This is a genomic window from Actinomadura sp. RB99 (assembly GCF_014706005.1).
In the GTDB taxonomy this organism is placed as follows: domain Bacteria; phylum Actinomycetota; class Actinomycetes; order Streptosporangiales; family Streptosporangiaceae; genus Spirillospora.
In genome coordinates this window covers 1-754 of the sequence record NZ_JABMCA010000193.1, presented here as the reverse complement: position 1 = coordinate 754, position 754 = coordinate 1, and the positions used below count along the sequence as shown (strand labels likewise).

The following is a 754-nucleotide window of genomic DNA, read 5'->3' as shown; positions in this document are numbered from 1 at the left end:
GTCCGCTGACCCCTAACGACGAAGGGTCCCACGCCGTAGCCTGAAGGTGTCGAAGCCTCAGAACGGAGCAGGACCCATGTCCAAAACCGATCCTACCGAAGAATCAGTCGGTGTCCGGCTCGCTAGAACAAGAAAAGCCCGCGGCCTCACACAGCACGGCCTTTCCCAGCAGATTGGCTATTCGCGTGGCCTGATCGCTGGCGTAGAGGGCGGCCACCGGGTGCCGCAGCCGGCGTTTGTCGCTGCGGCGGCCCGGGCGCTCGGTGTGGACCCGGCCGAGTTGTACGGGCAGCCGTACGACGTGCGTGATGATCGCGATCTGCACGCGGCGATTCCGGCGCTCCGGCGGGCGCTGACGGCGGCGGAGATCGGCCCCGATCTTGATGCCGCCCCGCGCTCGCTCGACGTTCTCGCGGCGGAAGTTGCGACAGCTCGTCGGCTCACGAATGCCGCGAAGTTGACGAGGGTCGGCGAACGTCTCCCGTCCGCCCTGGAAGAATTGGCCGCGCACGCGCACGAGACGGATGCCCCTCGCGCGTGGGGTTACCTGTCGCGCGGTCTCTACATCGGCGCGAGCCTCGCGCGGAAATTGGGCTATACCGGGGACGCGCTCGCGCTGCTCCAGGCCGAGGAGCGCGCGGCTGAACGCGCGCAGGACCCGAACCTCCCTCTGCTGGTTCCTCTGCTGCGCGCCCTGGTCATGATGGGCATGGACCAGAACCGGCAGGGTCTCCGGCTTCTCGACCGCGCGATC

1 protein-coding gene is annotated in these 754 nt (G+C 68.0%); it reads left to right on the top strand.

Annotated elements, in window-relative coordinates; genetic code table 11:
- Nucleotides 1-76 precede the first annotated feature (76 nt).
- Nucleotides 77-754, top strand: a 678-nt coding sequence (locus tag amrb99_RS49515; protein WP_190869043.1) for a helix-turn-helix transcriptional regulator, incomplete at its 3' end; no start/stop codon positions are given.